At 66.4% G+C, this 18,401-nt stretch carries 18 protein-coding genes; 1 reads left to right on the top strand and 17 read right to left on the bottom strand.

Translation table 11 applies throughout. The annotated features are described in order from the left end of the window. Window positions 1-83: 83 nt before the first annotated feature. Genes nifS through ABAZ39_RS09855 form a run of 3 tightly spaced genes read right to left on the bottom strand, consistent with a single transcriptional unit; the run spans window position 84 to window position 2,639 of the window. Window positions 84-1,289 (bottom strand): cysteine desulfurase NifS, encoded by a 1,206-nt coding sequence (gene nifS, locus ABAZ39_RS09865; protein WP_038529009.1) that lies wholly within the window; start codon window positions 1,287-1,289, stop codon window positions 84-86. A 3-nt stretch (window positions 1,290-1,292) separates the two neighbouring features. Further along, window positions 1,293-2,210 (bottom strand): Fe-S cluster assembly protein NifU, encoded by a 918-nt coding sequence (gene nifU / locus ABAZ39_RS09860; RefSeq protein WP_038529006.1) that lies wholly within the window; start codon window positions 2,208-2,210, stop codon window positions 1,293-1,295. Window positions 2,211-2,258: 48 nt separating this feature from the next. Next, on the bottom strand, window positions 2,259-2,639 hold the full coding sequence (locus ABAZ39_RS09855; RefSeq protein ID WP_014239772.1) for a HesB/IscA family protein: 381 nt from the start codon (window positions 2,637-2,639) through the stop codon (window positions 2,259-2,261). Between the two features lie 281 nt (window positions 2,640-2,920). Between ABAZ39_RS09855 and ABAZ39_RS09850 the strand changes: the two genes are divergently transcribed. Beyond that, window positions 2,921-3,418: a hypothetical protein gene (locus ABAZ39_RS09850; RefSeq protein WP_051657914.1), complete on the top strand. Its 498-nt coding sequence runs from the start codon at window positions 2,921-2,923 to the stop codon at window positions 3,416-3,418. A gap of 34 nt (window positions 3,419-3,452) precedes the next feature. Here ABAZ39_RS09850 and ABAZ39_RS09845 read toward each other — a convergent pair whose 3' ends face one another. The 14 genes from ABAZ39_RS09845 to ABAZ39_RS09780 form a co-directional block, all read right to left on the bottom strand. Further along, window positions 3,453-4,043: a nitrogen fixation protein NifQ gene (locus tag ABAZ39_RS09845; protein WP_051657913.1), complete on the bottom strand. Its 591-nt coding sequence runs from the start codon at window positions 4,041-4,043 to the stop codon at window positions 3,453-3,455. A gap of 58 nt (window positions 4,044-4,101) precedes the next feature. Next, window positions 4,102-4,395 (bottom strand): ferredoxin III, nif-specific, encoded by a 294-nt coding sequence (fdxB, locus tag ABAZ39_RS09840; protein ID WP_014239775.1) that lies wholly within the window; start codon window positions 4,393-4,395, stop codon window positions 4,102-4,104. A gap of 171 nt (window positions 4,396-4,566) precedes the next feature. Further along, entirely contained in the window at window positions 4,567-4,773 is a 207-nt protein-coding gene (locus ABAZ39_RS09835; RefSeq protein WP_035672275.1) for a CCE_0567 family metalloprotein, read from the bottom strand. A gap of 10 nt (window positions 4,774-4,783) precedes the next feature. Continuing rightward, window positions 4,784-5,248: a NifX-associated nitrogen fixation protein gene (locus ABAZ39_RS09830; protein WP_038529001.1), complete on the bottom strand. Its 465-nt coding sequence runs from the start codon at window positions 5,246-5,248 to the stop codon at window positions 4,784-4,786. A 4-nt stretch (window positions 5,249-5,252) separates the two neighbouring features. Next, window positions 5,253-5,654: a nitrogen fixation protein NifX gene (nifX, locus tag ABAZ39_RS09825; protein WP_038531130.1), complete on the bottom strand. Its 402-nt coding sequence runs from the start codon at window positions 5,652-5,654 to the stop codon at window positions 5,253-5,255. A gap of 47 nt (window positions 5,655-5,701) precedes the next feature. Further along, the gene (nifN, locus tag ABAZ39_RS09820; RefSeq protein ID WP_038528995.1) at window positions 5,702-7,114 is read right to left on the bottom strand and encodes a nitrogenase iron-molybdenum cofactor biosynthesis protein NifN; all 1,413 of its coding nucleotides are present in this window, start codon (window positions 7,112-7,114) and stop codon (window positions 5,702-5,704) included. A 5-nt stretch (window positions 7,115-7,119) separates the two neighbouring features. Beyond that, a complete protein-coding gene (gene nifE, locus ABAZ39_RS09815) occupies window positions 7,120-8,535 on the bottom strand; it encodes a nitrogenase iron-molybdenum cofactor biosynthesis protein NifE (protein WP_038528990.1) in 1,416 nt (471 codons plus the stop codon). 189 nt (window positions 8,536-8,724) lie between these two features. Continuing rightward, complete coding sequence (locus tag ABAZ39_RS09810; protein WP_051657912.1) at window positions 8,725-10,212, bottom strand: methyl-accepting chemotaxis protein; 1,488 nt, start codon at window positions 10,210-10,212, stop codon at window positions 8,725-8,727. Window positions 10,213-10,650: 438 nt separating this feature from the next. Next, on the bottom strand, window positions 10,651-11,859 hold the full coding sequence (locus ABAZ39_RS09805; RefSeq protein WP_038528984.1) for an NAD(P)/FAD-dependent oxidoreductase: 1,209 nt from the start codon (window positions 11,857-11,859) through the stop codon (window positions 10,651-10,653). Window positions 11,860-12,005: 146 nt separating this feature from the next. After that, entirely contained in the window at window positions 12,006-12,536 is a 531-nt protein-coding gene (locus ABAZ39_RS09800; protein ID WP_038528981.1) for an RrF2 family transcriptional regulator, read from the bottom strand. Window positions 12,537-12,747: 211 nt separating this feature from the next. Further along, the gene (gene nifK, locus ABAZ39_RS09795; protein WP_038531127.1) at window positions 12,748-14,307 is read right to left on the bottom strand and encodes a nitrogenase molybdenum-iron protein subunit beta; all 1,560 of its coding nucleotides are present in this window, start codon (window positions 14,305-14,307) and stop codon (window positions 12,748-12,750) included. A gap of 30 nt (window positions 14,308-14,337) precedes the next feature. Then, window positions 14,338-15,777: a nitrogenase molybdenum-iron protein alpha chain gene (nifD, locus tag ABAZ39_RS09790; RefSeq protein WP_014239785.1), complete on the bottom strand. Its 1,440-nt coding sequence runs from the start codon at window positions 15,775-15,777 to the stop codon at window positions 14,338-14,340. Window positions 15,778-15,918: 141 nt separating this feature from the next. Further along, window positions 15,919-16,800 carry a nitrogenase iron protein gene (gene nifH / locus ABAZ39_RS09785; RefSeq protein WP_038528978.1) on the bottom strand — a complete coding sequence of 294 codons (882 nt, stop codon included), beginning with the start codon at window positions 16,798-16,800 and terminating at the stop codon, window positions 15,919-15,921. Window positions 16,801-17,070: 270 nt separating this feature from the next. Beyond that, window positions 17,071-18,321, bottom strand: coding sequence for an amino acid adenylation domain-containing protein (locus tag ABAZ39_RS09780; protein ID WP_247875081.1), 1,251 nt, complete (start codon window positions 18,319-18,321; stop codon window positions 17,071-17,073). Window positions 18,322-18,401 lie beyond the last annotated feature (80 nt).

The raw sequence follows: 18,401 nt of genomic DNA, 5'->3' as shown, positions 1-18,401 counted from the left end.
ACCGGGCCGGGGAACCGCGTCCCGGCGGGTGTCGTCGGGCGGGTTGCCGGGACGCGGGCCCGGCCCGGCCTGCGATCTCGGTGTTACGAGTAAACCGGTGCGAACTCCTTCGGCGCGCCCGCCTGCGACCAGTAGGGCGACAGCGAGCGCAGCTTCGCGATGATGCCGGGGACCACCGCGATCACCCGGTCGATCTCCTCCTCGGTCGTTTCGCGCGACAGGGAGAAGCGGGTGGCGCCGTGGGCGGCGGTGTAGGGCACGCCCATCGCGCGCATCACGTGGCTCGGCTCCAGCGACCCGGAGGTGCAGGCCGACCCCGACGAGGCGGCGATGCCGGCCTCGTTCAGCAGGAGGAGGATCGCCTCGCCCTCGATGTACTCGAAGGCGACGTTGCAGGTGTTGGGCAGGCGGTTGGCCGGGTTGCCGGTGACGAAGCAGTTGGGAACGGCGGCCAGGATGGCCTGCTCCAGCTTGTCGCGCAGCGCCTTCACCCGCGTGTTCTCGTCGGTCATGTGCATGAGCGCGAGCTGTGCGGCCGCCCCCAGCCCGACGATGCCCGGCGCGTTCTCCGTGCCGGCGCGGCGCGAGCGCTCCTGGTGGCCGCCGCGCAGCATCGGGCGGAAGCGCAGGCCGCGCTTGACATAGAGCGCGCCGATGCCCTTGGGCGCGTGCAGCTTGTGGCCGGACAGCGACAGCATGTCCACCGCGCTGGTGGCGAGCGTCATCGGGATCTTGCCGACCGCCTGCACCGCGTCGGTGTGGAACACCGCGCCGGCGGCCTTGGTGAGCTGGGCCAGCTCCTCGATCGGGAAGATCGTCCCGGTCTCGTTGTTTGCCCACATGATCGAGACGATGGCGACGTCCGGCCCCAGCGCCGCCTTGTAGGCGTCGAGGTCGAGGTTGCCCCGGTTGTCCACGCCGATGCGGTGGACGGTGTAGCCGCGCTTCTTCTCCAGATAGTCGCACAGCGCCAGGACGGCGGGATGCTCGACCACGCTGGTGACGATGCTCTTCTTCTTCGGATAGGCCTCCAGCACCGACAGGATGGCGGTGTTGTCGCTCTCCGTGCCGCCGGAGGTGAAGACGATCTCGCTGTCATGGGCGGCGCCGAGCAGCGCCTGCACCTGCTTGCGCGCCCACTCGATCTTGCCGCCCACCGCGGCGCCGAAGCCGTGCATGGAGGAGGGGTTGCCGAACTGCTCGGTGAACAGCGGCAGCATCTCCGCCAGCACCTCCGGATCGACGCGGGTGGTGGCGTTGTTGTCGAGGTAGATTCCCTGTGCGGTCATGGCTCAGGCCCCCGCCGGCAGGAGGGAGGCGGGCTTGACGCGGACGAACTCGCCCAGCGCCTCGACCAGCTTGGCCTGCACGCCCATCATGGTGCCGGCGGACTGCGAACAGCCGGAGCAGGCGCCGGTCAGGCGGACATAGATGTCCTTGCCGTCGATGTCCACCAGCTCCACGTCGCCGCCGTCGCGCTGGATCTGCGGGCGCAGCTCCTCGATGGCGAACATGATCTTCTGCATGCGCTGCACGTTGGTCAGCTTCGCCGGGGCGGCCTCGGCCTTCGGGGCCAGCGGCTTGATGGCGTCCAGCCCGACCGTGCCGGGGGCGTGGGGCTTGGGCGGGGCCAGCGCGCCGGTCTTGGCGAGCACGGCCTCCAGCACCTCCTCGATCTTCTCGTGGCAGGTCTGGCAGGAGCCGCCGGCCTTGGTGTAGTGGGTGACCTCCTCCAGCGTGGTCAGGCTGTTGACGGTCACCGCGCGCTCGATCATCGCCGCGTCGATGCCGAAGCACTTGCAGACCAGCTCGCCTTCCTCGTGGTCGTCGACCCACTCCTCGCCCTTGAAGTTGGCGATGGCGGCGCGGAGCGCCTCGGCGCCCATGACCGAACAGTGCATCTTCTCCGGCGGCAGGCCGCCCAGATACTCGGCGATGTCGCGGTTGGTGACGGCCAGCGCCTCGTCCACCGTCTTGCCGATGATCATCTCCGTCAGCGCCGACGAGGACGCGATGGCCGAGCCGCAGCCGAAGGTCTGGAACTTCGCGTCCTCGATGACCTGGCTGTCGGGATTGACCTTCATCATCAGCTTCAGGGCGTCGCCGCAGGTGATCGACCCGACCTCGCCCACGGCGTTCGCCTCATCCAGCGCGCCGGCGTTCTTCGGGTTGAAGAAGTGTTCCTTGACCTTGTCGGTGTAGTTCCACATGACGCCTTGCCTTTCCCGCGTTACCGGGTGGGGGGAGAGTGTTCGGGGTTAGTGGGCGGTGCCGCAGCCGCCGGCCGCCGGCGCGGAGGAGCAGCTGCCCCCCGGACCCGCCGAGAAGGACTTGCCGCAGCCGCAGCTGCCCGTGGCGTTGGGGTTGTCGAACTTGAAGCCCGCGCCCTCGACCCCTTCGACGAAATCGACCACCACGCCGGTCAGGAAGGGCTGGCTGGTCGGATCGACGAAGATCGTCACCGGGCCGAAGGTCAGCACGGCGTCTTCGTCGCCCGCCGTGGCCTCCAGCCCCATTTGGTACTTCATGCCGGCGCAGCCGCCGTCGGCCACCGCGATGCGCAGGCCGGCCGCGGCGCCGCCAGACTTCGCCAGCACGCGCTCCAGGGTGTTCACCGCCGCATCCGTCAGGGTCACCATGTCTGCCGCCTCCAAATGCTTCGTCGGGCATGCCGACCGTTCCTGGTCATAGGATCAGCAAGCGGCGTGCCAACTTTTAAGTTGTTGATTTTGATGAATTGTCAGGTCAAGCGGCTGGTGTTTTCCCGACAATTGTCGGGTCGGGACCATGTCGGCTTTGCGACATGTTGCGACGAAAGGACGCACAATTTAATTATGGGCTTTTGCGAAACGGGCTTGCGGCCCATACAGGATTGTCGGTCGGGCGCACGGTTTTGCGAAACAACGGAAGGGGACGGGTGATGGAGCGGCCGGTCGAACTGCGGATGTCCAACGGGCGGATGGCCTTCGGCGAGGTGCCCGAACACATCGACGAGAAACTGCAGGAGGCGGTGAAGGCCCGCCCCGACGCCGCGGCCTGCGAGGCCCTGCTGTGGGAGGCCCACCGGATGGGGCCACGCGTCCTGCCGGTCTTCTACGCGCTCTACAAATTCTATTTCAACCGCAAGCGCTTCGCGGACGCGGAGCGGGTGGCGACGATCGGGCTGGACGCGGCGGCGCGTGAGGGCGGCTATGCCGGCGACTGGCGGAGCCTGCGCGTAGACAGCACGGATTGGGCGAAGGAAGGGCCGCCGCGCTTCACCCTCTTCACCTTGAAGGCGTTGGCCTTCATCAGCCTGCGCAGCGGACGGGTGGAGGAGGCGAGGGCGATCCTCGCGAAGCTGACGGACATCGATCCGCAGGACCGGGTCGGCTACGGCGTCATCGCCGCGCTGGCGAAGGGCCTGGGGGAGGAGTGATTTGGGAAGAGGGGTGATTGACGGATCGGTTCCGTCAATCACCCGACCCGAAGCACACGGCCTCCGCGCCGCAATCGCGGCAGACCGGGGCGCCGCAGGGGATCAGCCCGTCCCGCGCGCAGAGGAAGCGGTAGAGAAAAGCCTTCCAGCGGGTGCCGGTGGCGTTCAGCAGGGTCAGCGAGTCGAAATGGCGCTCCATCAGCGCCGCGAGATGGCTCGGTCCGGCCAGACCGAGATCCCGCCACAGTTCACCCTCGTCGAGCATGGCCCGAGCCACGATGGCGGCGAGCCATGCCTCCTCCTCGATGCCCAGCGAGCGGTGGGCGAGCAGAAGAGCGGCGATGTCGTCCGCTTCGCTCTGGAGAAGCGGGGGCAGGGGGGTGGGCGAACTGTCGGGAACCGGCAGGCCGGCCGCGAAGGCGCCAGGGAAATAGCGGTCGAGAAGCTGGCCGAGCGCCCGGTCGTCGAGACCCAACGCGCCCGGGCCCGCCGACCAGCGGCGGGACAGGATGCAGGCGAACAGATGCGCGTCGAAGACGTTGCAGCGTCCCTGGCGGTCGGTCAGCCAGCGGTACAGCCGCGTGGTGTCGCCCACCCCCGGCGGGGCGGCGTGCAGGATGCCCATGGCGTCCTCCTCCGGGGGCGGGCGGCCGTCAGGCCGTCTCAGACCAACTGGGCAGCCGTCAGGCCGCCTGGGGCAAGTGGGTGATGCAGTTCTTGGAGCAGACCTTGCCGCAGCTCTCGCAGCCGATGCAGTTGCCGGCGTTCTTGACGCTCATGACCTTCTTCTCGGCCTCGTCGTCGAAGGCGTCGACGATGTCGCCGTCCTCGGTGATGCCGATCAGCTCCAGCACGTCGCGGCCGCAGACCTTGAAGCAACGGCCGCAGCCGATGCACATCTTCTGGTCGATGCTTTCCACGAATTTCGGCGTCCAGGCGGCGCCGCCGCGGGTGGTGCCGGTCACGAACTCAGCCATCGTCTGCTCCTCAATCGGGCTTGGTGTGTTGTTTGGTGGGGATGGGCGTTGCCCCCACCCCGGCCCTCCCCCGCTATCGCAGGGGAGGGAGATGATCGCGAAGCGGCGGAGTTCCCTCCCCTGCGAAGCGGGGGAGGGTTAGGGTGGGGGCAATGTTTCCATTCAGGCCGCTCAGGCGGACGCCGTCTCCAGCGCCTTCAGCGCGGCGCGCTTCTCGGTCAGGGTCTTGTAGGCGTCGTAGGTCTCCTGGGCGACCTGGAGGATGGATTGCCAGTTCTGCGGCAGTTCCTCCGACAGGTCGTGCAGGTCCATCTTCTTCTGGGTCGCGCGGGCGTTGAGCTTCTTGACCTCGTCCTTCAGGGCGTCGATGTCGGACATGGCGGAATCCTCACAGATCGGCGACGTCAGGGTATTTGCGGATCAGCGCCACGGCCTCCTCGACGATCTTGGCGCCGTCGGCGGCCAGCTTCTCCAGCGACGGGAAGCCGAAGCGGTGAACGTCGCGCAGGTGCTTCGACACCACGACCAGCCGGCCCGTGGTCAGCACCATGCGGCCGAAGCCCTCGTGGCTCATCTTCATGATGGGGGAGGCGATGTGGCCGGTCTGCTTCTCGACCGTGATGCCGACGGCCTTGTAGAACAGCTCCAGCCGCCACAGCGTGTCGGGGTCCGGGTCGCCCATGATCGGAATGGCGGCGCGGGCTTCCTTGTCGAGGATGAAGGGAGCGAGGATCGTCTCATCGCTCTTGCCTTCCCAGGCGCCGTAGCTGTCTTCGGCGCGGAACAGCATGACCAGAGTCTTCAGGAAGGCCTCGGAAAGGTCGCTCCCGGTGGCCACGGTGGTGTCGGTCATGCTCTCAATCCTCCTCGTCGAAGGCCAGCTCCTGCGGCTGGCCGGCGTTCAGGGCCTTGCGCAGCCAGGGCGGCGGGTTGCCGTTGATGGTTTCGACCAGACGGTCGAGCAGTGCGGTGATGCTGTCCGTGGCCTCCACCTTCACGGGGTGGATCTTCTTCGCCACCACGCGGGCGGCGGCGGAGGCGCCGATGGCCGACAGGTAGACGATGGCGCAATCGGCCAGCGCGTCCAGCTTCGGGATCAGCTTGTCCTCGTTGCCGTCCTCGAACATCGAGCCGCCGAACTGGCAGGTCTCGACCATCGTGTAGCCGGCCTTGTCCACCTCGTAGACCACGATGTTCTTGGCCCACCCGAAATGCGCATCGACGTGCTGCATGTCCTGGGTGCAGAAAGCGACCTTCATGGAACCTCCTTTGCGGGGCCGGCCGTCCTCGGCTTGGCCCACCACACTCAGCCGGCGCTGCATCCGCATGATCCGCTCCCGCAGTGCTGGCCGTGTTCATGCCCGTCCCCATGACGATGACCGTGACCGTGGTCATGGCCGTGGCCGTGCTCGTCGTGGTCCATCTCGCGGGACAGGAACAGGTTGCCGATTTCGAACAGAAGCTCGCGCGTGCCGCGATAGCCGATATGGACCTTCAGCCCGGCGCCCAGCCGGTCGAACATCGGGAGGCCCATGCGGTGCAGCGGCACGCCGATGCGCCCCGCCCCCTGCCGCCCGTGGGAGTTCGACACGATCAGGTCGGCGTCGCGGGCCAGCGTCTCCACGTCGGAATGGTCGCCGACCATGACGGTCGCGGCCTTCAGCTTCTCCAGCACGGCGGTCTGGGTGGGGGAGACGGCGGCGATCACCTCCGCCCCCATGTCGGCCAGGAAGCTGGTGACGGCGTAGAGCAGGTCCGGCTCCAGCGCCACGGCGATCCGCTTGCGGCTGTAGAAGAAATGCCCGTCGAGCATGCCGTCCACCAGCGTCTCGCGCTGGCGCCGCAGCTTCGCCGGCACCGGACGGCCCGACAGCTCCGACAGGGTGCGGACGAGGCGGTCCGACGCCTCCAGCCCGGTCAGCCGGTCGAAGAAAAGGCTGCGCACGTCGGTCTTCAGCTCCAGCGCCGCGGCGGCGACGCGCATATGCTCGCCGACCACCAGCGTGGCTTCCGACGCGCCCATCGACGCGATCTGTTCCACCGTCACGCCGCCCAGCGAGGTCGCCGTGAAGTCGTCGGGCTGGCGGCCCGACATGGACAGCGACAGGTCGGGCAGGAAGATCGGCGACAGGCCGAAACTTTCGATGATGTCGCGCAGCTCTTCCACGTCGCCCGGCGACAGGTGGCTGCCGGCCAGCACGTTGATCTGGCCCTTCACCGTCTTGTCGGACGGCTGGACGACCTCCTCGACGATGCCGGTCACCGCGGCGGAGAAGCCGTCCTCGAACCCGCCGGAGAAGTCCGGGGTGTTGGCGAAGACCAGCTTCAGGCCGGCCAAGGCGGGGTTGCGCTGGCGGAACAGCGAATACTGGCCGGCCATGTCCTCGCCCTTGGTCTCGGTCACGCCGGTGGTGGCGACGCCGATCAGGGCGGGCGCGTTGCGCTCGTGGATGGTGCGGACGGCCTGCTCCAGATTCTCGTAGCCGCCGAGGATGGTGGAGACCTGATCCATCGCCGTGGTCTGGAGCGGGATGGCCTCGCGGAAATGGCGGACCAGCAGGACCAGCCCGAAGGCGGTGCAGCCCTGGCTGCCGTGGAACAGCGGCATGCAGCGGTCCACGCCGAGGAAGGCGAGCGCCGCACCCAGCGGCTGGCTCATCTTCAGCGGGTTGGTGGCGGCCGCCTTGGCGGAGTGGGGGAAGCGCTGGATGTTGCCCATGGCGGTTACGCTCCCACCGGCTTGGCATCCGGCCTGGCATCCGGTTTCAAGTCCCAGGGGGCGGCCAGACGCACCTGCCGCCAGATCGGGTTGGACAGGGTCTTGTCGATTTCCTCACACAGGTTGACGATGCCGTCATAGCCCGCGTAGGGGGTGTGGCGCTCCTGGTTCAGGTCGAGCCACGGCACCTTGGCCTTCAGCGCGATGAACTGCGACCGGCCGCCGGACATCATGATGTCGGCCTCGCTGTCGCGCAGCATCTTGTAGATGTCGCGGGGCTTCAGGTCGTCCCACTGGTGGAACTCCTCCCCCTTCATCTTCTTGATGCGCTCTTTGTCCTCCTTGGTCGACTTCTTGGTGGAGGTGCCGACGATGGTCAGCCCGGCGCCTTCCAGCGCGGTGACCATCGACCAGCTCTTCACGCCGCCGGTGAACAGCAGGACGCGCTTGCCGTCGAAGCGCGGCTTGTAGGGTTCCAGACGCCGCCAGACGCGGCTTTCCTCGCGGGCGATGACGCCTTCGGTGCGGTCGATGATCGCCTTGTCGGCGCCGCGCTCCACCAGCATGCGGGCCATGGTGCGCAGCGTGTCCGACATGTCCGACACGCCGTAGAAGGAGCCTTCGAAATAGGGGATGCCCCAGCGCTCCTGCATCTTGCGCCCGACATTCACCAGCGCCTGCGAGCAGACCACCATGGTCAGCCGCGCCCGGTGGGCCTGCGCCACCTCGTTGTAGCGCCCGTCGCCGGAGATGCAGGACAGGATGCGGATGCCGATCTCGTCGAGCAGCGGCTTCACCAGCCACAGCTCGCCGGCCAGATTGTATTCGCCGACGATGCAGATGTCGGTCGGGGTCGTGACCTCCGGCTCCACCGTGCCGATGACGTGGTCGAGCAGCGTCTCGCCGGCCAGCTTGTTGCCCAGATTCTTCGACCCGACGAAGCCCGGCGCCATCACCGGGATCACCGGCTTGCCCAGCTTCTTCGCGGCGAATTTGCAGACCGCCTCGATGTCGTCGCCGATCATGGCGGGGACGCAGGTCTGATAGACGAAGACGGCTGGCGGATCGTACTGCTGCACGATCTCCTTGATTGCCTTGTAGAGCTTCTTCTCGCCGCCGTGGATGATGTCGAGTTCCGACATGTCCGTGGTGAAGCCGGTGCGGTAGAGCTGCGAGCCCGATGATTTGGTGCCGCGGTTGTCCCAGGAGTTGCCGAGGCAGGCGATCGGCCCGTGCACGAGGTGGGCGGCGTCGGCGATCGGCTGGAGCGCGATCATCGCGCCGTCATAGGCGCAGCCTCCGGCGGCAGCTCCCGGCTTCAGAGCCTTGGAGCAACCCTTCTTCCGCTCCTTCTCCGACTTGGCTTGGTTGGTGGAGCAACCCGGCTCGTTGAAGACGTCCTGGAGCTTTTCCTGGAGCATGACCTTCTCCCGCCATTGGCCGACATCGGCGCCTGTGGGTCAGTCATATGCAGGAAGTGTACCAGACTGTGAATTGTTTATATTCAATAAGTTAAGGAGATCGGCCTCGTGTGCGATACCCGACAATCGCGGACTTTGTCGGGTATCGCACAGCCCGGGGCGAGGGCCAGCCGCGCACGGCGCGTGCCCTCAACGGGCCAGAACCTTGGCGGCTTCCTTGGTTTCCGAGACCGCCGAGGCGATCTGGGTGATCGCGGAGTTGATGGCGCCGATGTTGTGGTCGACGGCGCTGACCGAGGCCGACGCGTTCTGCATGTTGGTGGACATGTCGCCGGTCACCGCACTCTGCTCCTCCACCGCTCCGGCGGAGACGGTGACGAACTCCATCAGGTTGCTGGTGGCCTGACGGATGTTGCCCAGCGACGCGACCACGTCGGACGAGACGGCCTGCATGCCTTCGATCTCCTTGGAGATCTGGGCGGTCGCGTTGGCCGATTGGTTGGCGAGATTCTTGACCTCGTTGGCGACAACCGCAAAGCCGCGCCCCGCCTCGCCGGCCCGCGCCGCCTCGATGGTGGCGTTGAGCGCCAGCAGGTTGATCTGGCTGGCGATGGAGCTGATCAGATCGACGATGCCGCCCATCGCCTTGGCGACCTCCGTCAGGCGCGCCGCCGCCCGGTCGGCGTTCCCCGTCTCGTCCATCGCGGTGCTCGCCGCTTGGCGCGAACGGATCATGCTGTCGGCGATCTCGCGGGCCGACGCGGCGAGTTCCTCGGCGCTGGCGGCGACGGTCTGGACGGTGCCTTGCGTCGCGCCGGACCGCTGGGCGGCGTCCTCGGCCTGCCGGCCGGCGGCGGAGAGCGCGGCGTCGATCTCGGTGAAGTTGTTGTCGATCAGCGCCTTCAACTGGTCCAGCAGTTCCACCTGACGGGTGATGTCGGTGGCGAACTTGACGATCTTGGACAGCCGGTTGCTGGTGTCGAACACCGGGTTGTAGGACGCCTGAATCCACACAACGCGGCCGCCCTTGCCGATCCGCTTGTACTGGGCGGCCTGGAAACGGCCCTGCCGCAGGCTCTCCCAGAAGGCCCGGTAGTCCGCGCCGCCATGCTCCGCCGGATCGACGAAGGTGCTGTGGTGGCGCCCCTCGATCTCCCGCAGCGTGTAGCCGAGCAGGGACAGGAAATTCTCATTGGCGGTGATGACGGTGCCATCGGGGGTGAATTCGATCACCGCCTGGGACTTCGAGATGGCCTCCGCCTTGCCGCGCAGATCGATGTGCTCCAGATGGCGCTCGGTGACGTCGGTGCACACCTTGACCACCTTGTGGGTGACGCCCTGGCGGTTCTTGATCGGGTTGTAGGACGCCTCGATCCAGACCTCGCGCCCGCCCTTGCCGATGCGTTTGTAGAGGGAGGACTGGAACTCACCCCGGCGCAGACACTCCCAAAAATTCTTGTAATCCAGGCTATCGTGAAGGTTCGGTTCGACGAAAATCCGGTGATGCTTCCCTTTGATTTCCTCGAAGCTGTAGCCCATACATCGGAGAAATTGATCATTCGCCGACAATATGTTGCCAGATGTGTCAAAGGTGATTATGCCATTAGATTTGTCTAATGCGGTGGTTATTTCCGTCGCTTCCGTGTCTGCCGACCTTAGAAAGGTTTTAAAGGGCATGTTGATTGTCCTTATGGGGCAAAAAGGGAATGATGATTTGAGGTTATCGGCAATTTATATAAAAAACAATTAATTGGCGTTCATGCGGTGTTGTGGGGTGCCATGTCGTTTCGGCGATGATTGTATTCGCTAAGATATGTCGTTTCGCAGATAGGTAATTGCACGCAATTTTTTGTTGATGTTGTGGTCATTCTTCCGGTGGTGATGGCTCGTAGCCCAGAGATTTAGATCCCAGTTTATTCAACCAACAAGCGCCAAAGAGGGGATTCGCAAAGGCGAACGAGACCGTTGTCCGTCGATCTCTTTCCATGGAAAGCTGTGAGGCGGGTGTGCCTGCAAAGGCTGCGGGCTGGCGCTGCCGGAATGTTCCACCGAAAGTAACGCCTGTGAGGAACCGCGCGCTGCGGTGGCAAGGGGCGCGGTTCCGCAGGGCCATCGTCAGGGAACGATCACATAATCGGGGTTGGCGATCGCGAAGACGGCGTCGCGGTCCGGCTGGGGCGGGTAGATCCACTTGGTGTTGATCTCGCGCTTCACCGCCTTGCCCTCCTCGCGGGTCAGCCGAACCTGCCGGTCCCAGCCTTCAGTGAAGAGCGCGCCCCACGGGCCGAGATCGAGGCAGGTCACGTATTTGGGCTGGCTGTAGGGGTGGGTGGGCAGGCCGACCAGCTCCGCCGCGGCGTTGTGGCCGGCGACGCGGCCCAAGCTGAGGGCGTGCTGGCAGGACATCGCGGCGACGTTGCCGAGGTCGTCGGTGGCAGCCCGCGCCACGTCCCCGGTGACGAAGATCCCGTCGCTGCCGACCGCCTGCAGGAACGGATCGGCCGGGACGCGCCCGAACCGGTCATGCTCGCCGCTGATCTGCGCGGCCAGAGGGTTGGCGCGGGCGCCCGCCGTCCAGACGACGGTGTCGGCGGCGATGCGCTCGCCGGTGGAGGTGGTGACGCCTCCAGCGTCGACGGCGGCGACCGCCGTGCCGGCGACGATCTCCACGCCGCATTCGGCCAGCGCCTGCTCGATGACGGGGCGCGGCACCGGGCCGAGATCGGGGCCGATGGCCGGCGCCTGTTCGACCACCACGACGCGGACCTTGGCGTCCGCGCCCAGGATGGCGCGCAGCCGGTCCGGCATCTCCGCCGCCGTCTCGATGCCGGTGAAGCCGCCGCCGGCCACCACCACGGTGTTGCGCGCCGCCGTCTCCGGCTGGGCGGCCAGGGCCTTCAGATGGGCGTCGAGGGCGTGCGCGCTGTCGAGTTGGTCGACGTTGAAGGCGTGCTCGGCGAGACCGGGAATGGGCGGGGTGAACAGGCGGCTGCCCGCGGCCAGGACGAAGCGGTCGTAGGGCAGGGTGAACCGGGCGCCGTCGGTGCCGGTGACGTCCACCGCGCGATGGCCGGCGTGGATCGTTGTCACGACGCCGGAGACGTGGCGGACGCCCACCGCCTCGAACAGCGCCGCGAGGTCCGGCGCCATGCCTTCCAGCACCGCTTCGTAGAGGCGGGGGCGGATGTGGAGCTGGGGGGCCGGCGAGACGACGGTGATAGCGACGTCGCCGTCGCGGCCGGCCAGCGCCACGGCGCGGGCGGCGGACAGGGCGGCCCACAATCCGGCGAAACCGGAACCGGCGATGACGATTTGTTGGGTCATGACTCTGTGTCCTTCTGAAAGCCGGACAGGAGGGAGCGTTCTGGCGCGCGGGTGCGCGGCAGCCATCCCGTCCGTCCGGCGGAGGTCCGGGAGGTGTTTCAGGGCATTGGATGAGGCGTGGTGGTCGGGCCGGCTGCGGTGGCCAGCTACGGTGTCTGCCGTGTCCGTGATGCGGCGCGGGCGCTGAGGCGCGAGTCGATCCAGGTCTGGACGTCGCCTTGGAAGTCCGGCGGGGCCTTGCGCCCGAAGGTCTCGCCGACGCTGGCCAGCGTTTCCTTGGCCAGCGTGTCGCGCATCGCCTTCTCGGCCTTCAGCATCACGGCGTGGATGGCGCAAACACCGGAGGTCGCCCAATCCGGCGGTCTGTCGTCGAAGACGGCGCAGCGGCCGCGGATCTCCTGGCACTCGAACAGCGGCTTCTCGCCCTCGATGGCGTCGACGATGACGAGGAAGCTGATGTCTTCCGGCGCCTTGGCGAGGCGGTAGCCGCCGCGCACCCCTTCGCTGGCCGTGACGATTCCCGCCTTCTCCAGCTTCGGGAAAATCTTGGCAAGGAAGGAGGGGGAGATTCCCTGCAACTCCGCCAGATCCCGGCTGCTCAGCGGCGTGTCGCCGGCGGCGGCCAGCCAGAGCAGGCAGTGGATGCCGTATTCGACGCTTGCGGTGAGGTGTGCCATGGCGTGGCCCGTCCAACGGTCTCAACAACACAGACCGTATCAGTCCGCGTTCTCAAGCGCAAGACGGAAAACGCAGATAATGTTTGTCTGCGTTTATGGGCGAGGCGGCAGGCCGGACATGGAAAAGCCGGAGCCCACCTTGCGGTGGGCTCCGGCTCTCCGGGGAAGCGGCCGGGCGGGGGGATGGAGGCCCCGCGCCGGCCGGGGGAGGTCAGCGCACCAGATCGAACGAGTAGTCGGTCTCGCCGACGATGTTCGTGTTGGCGTCCATATCCTCGAAGATCCGATCCAGGATGCGCACCAGCACGTTCAGAGCGCCCTGGTAGCCCCAGGTCGGGTAACGGTGATGGTGGTGGCGGTCGAAGATCGGGTAGGTCAGGCGGATGAGCGGGATCTTGGTGTCGCGCTCCAGATACTTGCCGTAGCTGTTGCCGATGATGTAGTCGACCTTGTCGGTGAACAGCAGCGAGCGCAGGTGCCAGAGGTCCTTGCCGCCGTAGGCCTTGCCGGACTTGCCGAACGGCGAGGCGTCGAGCGTCTTCTGGACCTGCTTCTCCCACTTCTTCGAGCCGGAGGTGGACAGGATGTGCACCGGCTCGGCGCCCAGCTCCATCAGGAACTTCGACATGCCCAGGCAGAAGTCCGGGTCGCCGTACACGGCGAAGCGCTTGCCGTGCAGGTGGGTGTGGCTGTCGGCGATGGCGTCGACGAGACGGCCGCGCTCCAGCTTCAACTCCGCCGGGACCGGCTTGCCGGACAGCTCGGCCAGCTTCATCAGAAGCTCGTCGGTGCCGGTGACGCCCATCGGGTAGTTGTACTTGGCGACCTGCTGGCCCTTCTCCTTGATGAACTGCAGGGACTGCGGGGTGCAGTATTCCTGCATGGAGATGGTGGCCTTGGCGTGGACGGCCTCCTTCGTGGCCTCCAGCGGGGTGCCGCCGTCATACATGCGGTACTCGCCGTCGGCCGGGGTGTCGAAGTTGTCCGACACGTCCGACAGGATCGTCAGGTCGATGCCGAACAGGCCGGCGATGCGCTTCAGCTCGCGGTTGTTGCCGACCGCGAAGCCGTCGAAGCCCGGGATCAGGTTGATCTTCTCGTTCTTCGGGGTGTCGAAGTTCTCCGACGTGCCCCAGAAGTGGGTCAGAACACCCTTGATCATGTTGTCGTAGCCGACGATGTGGCTGCCGACGAAGGCCGGGGTGTGGGCGAAGGGAACCGGGAAATCCGCCGGGACGCTTTCCTTGTTCTTCGCGTTGTTGATGAAGCCCGAGAGGTCGTCGCCGATGACTTCCGCCATGCAGGTGGTCATCACGGCGATCATCTTCGGCTTGTACAGCGCGTAGGCGTTGGCCAGGCCGTCGATCATGTTGTTCAGGCCGCCGAACACCGCCGCGTCTTCTGTCATCGACGAGGAGACCGCGGAGTTCGGCTCCTTGAAGTGGCGGGTGAGGTGCGTGCGGTAGTAGGCGACGCAGCCCTGCGAGCCATGGACGAAGGGCAGGGTGCCCTCGAAGCCCTGGGCCGCGAACATCGCGCCGATCGGCTGGCAGGCCTTCGTCGGGTTGATGACGACCGCCTCACGGGCGAAGTTCTTTTCCTTGTACTCTTCCGTCTTGGTCCACGCGGAAACCCGGGCGACCTCTTCGTCGGAGTGGCCGTACTCGAACTCCGTCTTCTTGCGCTCGAGCAGCTCCTTGTATTCGGGCTGACGGAAGAGCGTGAAGTGGTCGATGACCTTGTCGGCGCTCTGGGAAACGGGGTGGGACATGCTCATTACTCCTATCTTCCAGAGGCCGCTTTAGAACGGAGCCTTCATGATGCCCCAGACGGGGTTGTTGATGGCCAGATCCATGTCGCGGGCGAAGATCGCGAAGCCGTCGTAGCCGTGATACGGACCCGAGTAATCCCAGGAGTGCATCTGGCGGAAGGGCAGGCCCATCTTCTGGAAGACGTACTTTTCCTTGATGCCCGAGGCGACGAGGTCCGGACGCATCACCTCGACGAACTTCTCCAGTTCGAAGGCGGTGACGTCGTCGTAGATCAGCGTGCCTTCCTTCACGTAGTGCTGGGTGCGCTGATAGTCGTCGTTGTGGGCGAATTCGTAACCCGTGCCGACGATCTCCATGCCCAGGTCATGGTAGGCGTCGACCACGTGGCGCGGACGGAGGCCGCCGACGTAGATCATCACCTTCTTGCCTTCGAGCCGCGGCTTGAACTTGGCGATGACGGCGTCGACCATCGGCTGGTACTTGGCGATGACCTTCTCCGCGTTCTCCTTGATGGTGTCATCGAAGAGAGCGGCGATCTTGCGCAGGGACTCGGCGATCTGCGACGGGCCGAAGAAGTTGTACTCCATCCACGGAATACCGAACTTCTCTTCCATGTGGCGCGCGATGTAGTTCATCGAGCGGTAGCAGTGGATGAGGTTCACCTTCGCCTTCGGCGTGTTCTCCAGCTCGGCGAGGGTGCCGTCGCCCGACCACTGGGCGATCACGCGCAGGCCGATCTCCTCCAGCAGGATGCGGCTGGCCCAGGCGTCGCCACCGATGTTGTAGTCACCGATGATGGTGACGTCGTACGGGGTGGAGACGAAGCCTTCCTTCGGCTCGGTCTTCTCGAAGATCCAGTCGCGGATGACGTCGTTGGCGATGTGGTGGCCCAGCGACTGGGAGACGCCGCGGAAGCCTTCGCAACGGACCGGAACGACCGGCTTGCCCAGCTCTTCCGACTTGGCGCGGGCGACCGCCTCGATGTCGTCGCCGATCAGGCCGATCGGGCACTCGGACTGGATGGAGATGCCGTTGACGAGCGGGAACAGCTCGTTGATCTCCTCGATCACCTTGTGCAGCTTCTTGTCGCCGCCGAAGACGATGTCCTTCTCCTGGAAGTCGGAGGTGAAGTGCATCGTGCCCCAGCTGTCCACGCCGGTGTCGCCGACATAGTAGTTGCGGCGGCCGGACCAGGAGTAGTAGCCGCAGCCGACCGGGCCGTGGGAGATGTGGATCATGTCCTTGATCGGACCCCACACCACGCCCTTGGAACCGGCGTAGGCGCAACCACGGATGGTCATCACACCGGGGATCGACTTGATGTTCGACTTGACGCCGCAGTCCTTCGCCTCGGCCTCCAGCACGTTCAGGTGCTTGGCGCGGCGCTTGCGCGACTTCTCGGGATACGCTTCGAGAACCTTGTCGACGAGACCCTTGACGTCGACGCCTTCGTTCACGGACAGGCTCATGGTGCCAGTCTCCTGCATGCTCTCATTGTCCGCGCCACTTCAGCGCGGGACCGAGCCCCCTCTCTCCCACCCCGCGCACAATGGCGGGGTGGGCTGGGGAGGGGGCCAGTTCAGACCTGTGCCCCGTCAGGGATCCAGGTGTCAGGCCTTGGCGGCTTCCTTGGCCTGGAGCTCGGCGAGCTGCTGCTCCTCCGACTTCATGATGCCGAAGTCCATCAGCATCTCTTCCAGCTCTTCCATCGTGATCGGGGTCGGGATGGTGCCCTTGCCCTTGTTCGCGTGGACCTTGTTGGCGAGCTGGCGGTATTCCTGGGCCTGCTGGCTGTCCGGCGCGTACTCGATCACGGTCATGCGGCGCAGCTCGGCGTGCTGCACGATGTTGTCGCGCGGCACGAAGTGGATGAGCTGGGTGCCGAGGCGGCCGGCCAGGGCCGAGGCGAGGTCGATTTCCTTGTCGGTCTGGCGCTCGTTGCAGATCAGGCCGCCGAGGCGCACGCCGCCGCTGTGGGCGTACTTCAGAATGCCCTTGGCGATGTTGTTGGCGGCGTAGAGCGCCATCATCTCACCGGACATGACGATGTAGATTTCCTGGGCCTTGTTCTCGCGAATGGGCATGGCGAAACCGCCGCACACCACGTCGCCCAGCACGTCGTAGGAGACGTAGTCGACGTCGTCGTAGGCGCCGTTCTCTTCCAGGAAGTTGATCGAGGTGATCACGCCGCGGCCGGCGCAGCCGACCCCCGGCTCCGGACCGCCGGACTCGACGCACTTGATGCCCTTGTAGCCGATCTTGAGAACGTCCTCGAGCTCCAGATCCTCGACCGAGCCGGCTTCGGCGGCGAGGTGCAGCACGGTGTCCTGCGCCTTGGCGTGCAGGATCAGGCGGGTCGAGTCGGCCTTCGGATCGCAGCCGACGATCAGGATCTTCTGATCCAGCTCGACCAGCGCGGCCAGGGTGTTCTGGGAGGTGGTGGACTTGCCGATACCGCCCTTACCGTAGAACGCAATCTGGCGCAAAGACATGGGAGGTTACTCCTTTGCTTGGGTCTACAGGGTGTCTTCAATTCCGGGGCGGCCTGCCCAGCGGCCGCTTCGACCCCTTCTCTGCATCCCTCGTGCCAGTTTGCGGAAAATTTTTAAGTCATTGAAAATGAACAACAAATTAGATTGCGGACGAGTGCGGCCCGCTTTGTCGGGCCTGTGACATACCCGACAAAGCCCGACATTTTGTCGGGTCTCTCGCAATGAAAAGGATGAGATGGGTGGATGGCGCCCGAACGGCGCCTTCGCGGCTCAGGCGGCGGCGTGGTTCAGCGCGTCGCGGGCAATGACGAGGCGCAGGGCCAGCGCCTCCAGCTCGTCGCCGTCCTGGCCCATGTCATAGAGAAGCTGGGCCAGCGACTGGCCGCGGGCGAGCAGGCGGCGCGCCTTGGCCGGGTCGGCGGGACGGGCGAGCAGGATGCCGACGAGACGCTCCCCGGCGATGCCGGCCAGCGCGCGGCTGCGCTCGGCCAGACGGCGCTCCAGCGTGTCGAGCACCGCCGGCCGCCCGGCATGGTCGAGGTCGGTGCAGAACTGGTGCAGGGAGCGGAGCTGGCGCAGCAGCGCCTCGAACAGCAGCTCGTCGAGGTCGCCACCGTTGGCGGCCTTTCCGACAAGATCGAACAGCGTGTCGGAAAGCCGCCACGCCGCCGACAGGCAATCGTTCATCGCCTTGCGGTCGGCGGGTTCGACGAAGGCGTTGGCCTCCTCGCGGTGCTCCTCCTGGTCATCGAGGTTCCGCATCGCAACGACGAGCAGCCCGTCCACCGAGGCCAGCGTGGCGAGGCTGGCGTGCAGCGCCTTGATGCCGCGGTCGGCGCCGAAGCCGTCCATGGCCTCCGCCGCCCGGCGCAGGGCGTGGCGGGTGAGACGACGCGATTGATAGACGACGTCGCGCAGGGCGACGGTGGCGCCCAGCGTCTCCAGCATCAGCCGCCGCGCCTCGAAGCGCAGCAGGGCGTGGGCGAGGCTGTCCATGGCGCCGGCGGTGGCGCCCCCCGCGACGCCGGCCGGATCGTCTTCCGCGGTTGCGACGGGCGCTTCGCCGCGGACCAGCCGGTCGGCGTCGGCGCGGGCGTCCGCCTCGATGGCCGAGACCACCGACAGCACGGCGCCGCGCCCGGCACCGCGCAGCAGGGCGACCAGGGCGCGCAGGGCGGTGGCCACCTCCGGCGCGCCGGGCAGCCCATCCTCGGCGGTGCCCTTGTTGTGGACGACGCGGTCGATCAGATGGTCGCGCAGGCGGGGCAGCAGGACGTCCAGGATGATCGGGGCGGTGGGTCGCAGCAGCGCCTCCAGCAGGCGGCCCTGCGGCTGGCCGAGCATGGCGGCCAGCGGGTTGACCGGCTTGGGCACCAGACGCGGGCGGTGGGGCTCCAGCAGGGCCAGCACCTCGTCGCCGCGCAGCGGGGTTATGGTGCCGCGCAGCAGCCGGGCGAGCGTCACGGCGTCGCGGGCCTCCCTGGCGCCGCGCAGCGGAACCGGCGGCCGTCCTGAACGCATCGGCATCTTTTCCGAGACGGCGGAAGGAAGAAGAACGCGCGGGGGCTGTACCGCCCGGTTGCGCGTCTCCTGTTCCTTAC

It is taken from the genome of Azospirillum argentinense (assembly GCF_000632475.1).
GTDB classification, from domain to species: Bacteria; Pseudomonadota; Alphaproteobacteria; order Azospirillales; family Azospirillaceae; genus Azospirillum; species Azospirillum baldaniorum.
This window is presented reverse-complemented; position numbering and strand designations above follow the sequence as displayed.